This window comes from Streptomyces hainanensis (assembly GCF_004348415.1).
GTDB lineage: Bacteria > Actinomycetota > Actinomycetes > Streptomycetales > Streptomycetaceae > Streptomyces > Streptomyces hainanensis.
In genome coordinates, this window is sequence record NZ_SMKI01000624.1 from 1 (window position 1) to 3,713 (window position 3,713).

Consider the following 3,713-nt stretch of genomic DNA (forward strand, 5'->3'; position numbering starts at 1 on the left):
GTCTCGCCGCGCGGAGCGCGTGGGTGGGGGAGAACCCCGGGGCCGGCGCCGTCAGACGTCGCGCCGTCGCAGGGACGCGGTTCCGGCCGAGAGGGCCAGAACGGTGTAGCCGGTGACCAGCGTCAGCGACGGCCACGCGCCGAGAGAGCCGACGGCGTCCACGCTCGCGTCCGAGCTCTGGATCAGTTTCTCCAGCGCCGCCGTCGGCGACATGCCGGCGATCCAGCGTTCGGCTTCGCCGAAGAGCGGACCGAGCAGGGACGGGAGCAGCAGCAGGGCGATCACCGTCGCCACCGAGCCGGCCGCGTGGCGGATCAGGGTGCCGACGGCCAGGCCCAGCAGGCCGGCGACGGAGAAGGCGGCGGCGACGCCGAGCAGTGCCGGCAGTGGGTCGCCCTGGGCGTGGTCGCCGTCGAGCAGCGCGTCGGCGGTCAGGTACGCGGCCGTCGCGGCCGGCAGCGACAGCGCGTACAGCAGTGCCGCGACGAGGGTCGCCTTCGCGGCCAGTACCGTGCCGCGGCGCGGCACGGCGGCGAAGGTGGTGCGGATCGTGCCGCTGCCGTACTCGCCGCAGATCACCAGCGCGCCCACCACTGCGGCCAGTATCAGCGCCGGCACGGTGAAGGTGAGGCCGCCGCCGAGCACGGTGTCGTCCGGCTGGAGGCTGCCGGTGGCGGCCACGAACACCGCGCCGGGCACCGGCAGCACGGCCGTCGCCGCCGTCGTCCACACCGTGGACCGCACGCTGCGGAACTTGATCCACTCGTGGGCCAGGGCCCGCCGGAACTCCATCGCGGCGCTCAACTCGCCACCTCCGTGCGGTAGTCGCCGGCCCCCGCGGCCATCGCCGTGTAGACGTCCTCCAGCGAGGAGCGTCGCGGCGCCAGTTCGTGCAGGGTCAGGTCGTGCGCGCGGGCCAGGGCGCCGATCGTCGGCGCGTCCAGGCCGTCGACCAGCCAGCCGCCGCGCGCGTCGAGCCGCACCGACGCGCCCGCCGCGTCGAGCACGTCGCGGAGCCGTTCCGCCTCCGCCGCCCGAACCAGCGTTCTGGCCCGGGAGTTGGACTCGATGAACTCCCGCATGCCGGTGTCGGCGAGCAGTCGGCCGCGGCCGATGACGATCAGGTGGTCGGCGGTGAGTTCCATCTCGCTCATCAGATGGCTGGAGAGGAAGACGGTGCGGCCCTCGGCGGCCAGCGAGCGCATCAGCCCCCTGATCCACCTGATCCCCTCGGTGTCCAGGCCGTTGACCGGCTCGTCGAGCAGCAGCACCTCCGGCTCGCCGAGCAACGCGCAGGCGATGCCCAGGCGTTGGCCCATGCCGAGCGAGAAGCCGCGGGTTCGTCGGCGTGCCGTCGCCGGGTCGAGCCCGACGGTGGCCAGCACCTCGTCGACCCGGCGTCGCGGGATTCCGTTGCTCGCGGCCAGGCCGGCCAGGTGCGCGTGGGCGGAGCGGCCGCCGTGCACGCCCCCGGCGTCCAGCAGGGAGCCGACCACGCGCAGCGGCGCGACCAGTTCCCGGTAGCGCCGGCCGCCCACCCGTACCGTGCCCGAGGTGGGCGTGTCGAGCCCGAGGATCAGCCGCATGGTGGTGGACTTGCCGGCGCCGTTCGGCCCGAGGAAGCCGGTGACGCGCCCCGGCCGGACGGTGAAGGAGAGCCCGTCGACGGCCGTCCGTTCGCCGTAGCGTTTGGTCAGTTCTGTCGCCTCGATCATGCCGACGACGCTAGGAGCCGGCGGGCGGGACGTCGTCCGCCGGCGGGAGTCGGTGCGTACCGCGTCGGGAGTAGGCGAGTACGGGGTCGTCGGGATCCATCTCGCCCGAGAATTCCCTTTGTCGCGTCCATGGCTTTTTCCCGCCCTCCTCATTCGACCTCTTCGAAAGTGAATCCCAGCTGGGGCATTACGGCTCCCTGAAACTGTTCGACAGCCGACGGAGCCTACGAGCCGGGGGTGAGGAAAGCGGGTATAGCGCGTTAACCCGCTATCGGTTCGGGTTAGGGTTGCGTCAGGTCAAGTGTGGTGTGCGGGCGCATGGTTGCCCCAGGTGAGCGGGTTCGCCGTCTGGAATACTCGACGTTTCGCACCAGGCGGACGGAGGACGACATATGCGGTGGAAAACGTATGGCGAGCGGCGGATCTACAGCAATCACTGGTTGAATCTCTGCCTCATCGACGTCGAACTCCCGGACGGTCAGCGTTTCGAACACCATGTCGTCAGATTGCGGCACCTGGCCGTGGCCGTGGTGGTGAACTCGCGCCGCGAGGTGCTGATGATGTGGCGGCACAGGTTCATCACCGACGCCTGGGCGTGGGAGTTGCCCATGGGCCTGGTGGAGGCCGACGAGGAGCCCGTCGAGACCGCGGCGCGCGAGGTCGAGGAGGAGACGGGCTGGCGCCCGGGCCCGATGAAGCCGCTGCTCTACGCCGAGCCGGCCAACGGGATCACCGACTCGCAGCACCACATCTTCCGCGCCGAGGACGCCACCCACATCGGGCCGCCCACCGAGCTGAACGAGTCGGACCGGATCGAGTGGGTCCCGATCGACCGGATCCGCGGGATGATCGACCGCGGCGAGGTGGTGAGCGGCGCCACGCTCAACGGGCTGCTCTACCTGCTGGTGGACGAGGCCGTCCACTGACGCGCCACCGGCGGACGCTCCCGCGCTCCCGCGCTGCCGCCGGTCACCGCAGGCCGGGCCGCACCAGGCCCGTCTCGTAGGCCAGCACGACGAGTTGGGCCCGGTCCCGCACCCCCAGCTTGGTCATGGCGCGGCTGACGTGCGTCTTGGCGGTCAGCGGGGACATCGACAGCCGGGCGCCGATCTCGTCGTTGGAGAGTCCGCCCGCCACCAGCGCCACCACCTCACGTTCCCGCGCGGTCAACGGCGCCAGCCGCGCGGCGCCTTCGGCAAGCGGCGTGCGCAGCCTGGCGAACTCCTCGACCACGCCCCGGGTCACGGCCGGCGACAGGAGGCTCTGCCCCGCCGCCACCGTGCGGATCGCGGCCCGCAGCTCCGCCGGCTCGATGTCCTTGAGCACGAAGCCCGCGGCGCCGGCGCGCAGCGCCTCGAAGACGTACTCGTCGGCCCCGAAGGTCGTCAGGATCAGCACCCGGACGTCGGGCAGCGCCGGATCCACGGCGATCCGGCGGGTGGCGGCCAGGCCGTCGAGCCGGGGCATCCGGATGTCCATCAGCACCACGTCGGGCCGGGTGGTGCGCACCGCCTCCACCGCCAGCGCGCCGTCGGCGGCCTCGGCGACGACCACCAGGTCGTCGGTCAGGTCGAGCAACGCCCGGAACCCGGCCCGCACCACGGCCTGGTCGTCGGCCAGCACCACGCGGATCATCCGGCCACCACCTCCGCCACCGGGACCCGTTCGTCCGTCGGCAGGGAGGCCAGCACCCGGAATCCGCCCGCCGGTTGCGGCCCGTGGCTGAGCGTGCCGCCCACGGCGGCGGCGCGCTCCCGCATGCCGAGCAGGCCGAACCCCGGCCGCCCGGCGCCCGGCGGGGCCGCCCGGCGCGGCCCCTCGTCCACGACCTCCACGGTCAGCCGGCCGTCCGCCCCCGCCACGACCGACACGGCCGCGTGCCGGGCCGCCGAGTGCTTCACCACGTTGGTCAGCGCCTCCTGCACGATCCGGTACGCCGCCAGCTCCACCATCGGCGGCACCGGCCCGCCCGCCCCCGCGCGGCGCAGCGTCACGCGC

General features: G+C 73.1%; 5 protein-coding genes. 1 reads left to right on the forward strand and 4 read right to left on the reverse strand.

Annotated features, from left to right (window positions below):
- Positions 1-51 precede the first annotated feature (51 nt).
- Both E1283_RS33685 and E1283_RS33690 read right to left on the reverse strand, forming a co-directional pair.
- Positions 52-804: an ABC transporter permease subunit gene (locus E1283_RS33685; RefSeq protein WP_243745291.1), complete on the reverse strand. Its 753-nt coding sequence runs from the start codon at positions 802-804 to the stop codon at positions 52-54.
- Positions 801-1,715 (reverse strand): ATP-binding cassette domain-containing protein, encoded by a 915-nt coding sequence (locus tag E1283_RS33690; protein ID WP_132821967.1) that lies wholly within the window; start codon positions 1,713-1,715, stop codon positions 801-803. The genes E1283_RS33685 and E1283_RS33690 overlap by 4 nt, the downstream gene beginning before the upstream one ends.
- A gap of 392 nt (positions 1,716-2,107) precedes the next feature.
- Between E1283_RS33690 and E1283_RS33695 the strand changes: the two genes are divergently transcribed.
- Positions 2,108-2,641, forward strand: a complete 534-nt coding sequence (locus E1283_RS33695; RefSeq protein ID WP_132821968.1) for an NUDIX hydrolase — start codon at positions 2,108-2,110, stop codon at positions 2,639-2,641.
- Between the two features lie 43 nt (positions 2,642-2,684).
- Here the strand turns inward: E1283_RS33695 and E1283_RS33700 are convergent, their stop codons facing one another.
- Both E1283_RS33700 and E1283_RS33705 read right to left on the reverse strand, forming a co-directional pair.
- Entirely contained in the window at positions 2,685-3,350 is a 666-nt protein-coding gene (locus E1283_RS33700; RefSeq protein WP_132821969.1) for a response regulator transcription factor, read from the reverse strand.
- A partial coding sequence (locus E1283_RS33705) for an ATP-binding protein (RefSeq protein WP_341829977.1) occupies positions 3,347-3,713 on the reverse strand: 367 nt, incomplete at its 5' end. The genes E1283_RS33700 and E1283_RS33705, both read right to left, overlap by 4 nt.

Bases quoted from the DNA above. Each gene is read 5' to 3' on its own strand.
- E1283_RS33690 (WP_132821967.1), bottom strand. From the start codon at position 1,715: ATGATCGAGGCGACAGAACTGACCAAACGCTACGGCGAACGGACGGCC.
- E1283_RS33695 (WP_132821968.1), top strand. From the start codon at position 2,108: ATGCGGTGGAAAACGTATGGCGAGCGGCGGATCTACAGCAATCACTGG.
- E1283_RS33700 (WP_132821969.1), bottom strand. From the start codon at position 3,350: ATGATCCGCGTGGTGCTGGCCGACGACCAGGCCGTGGTGCGGGCCGGG.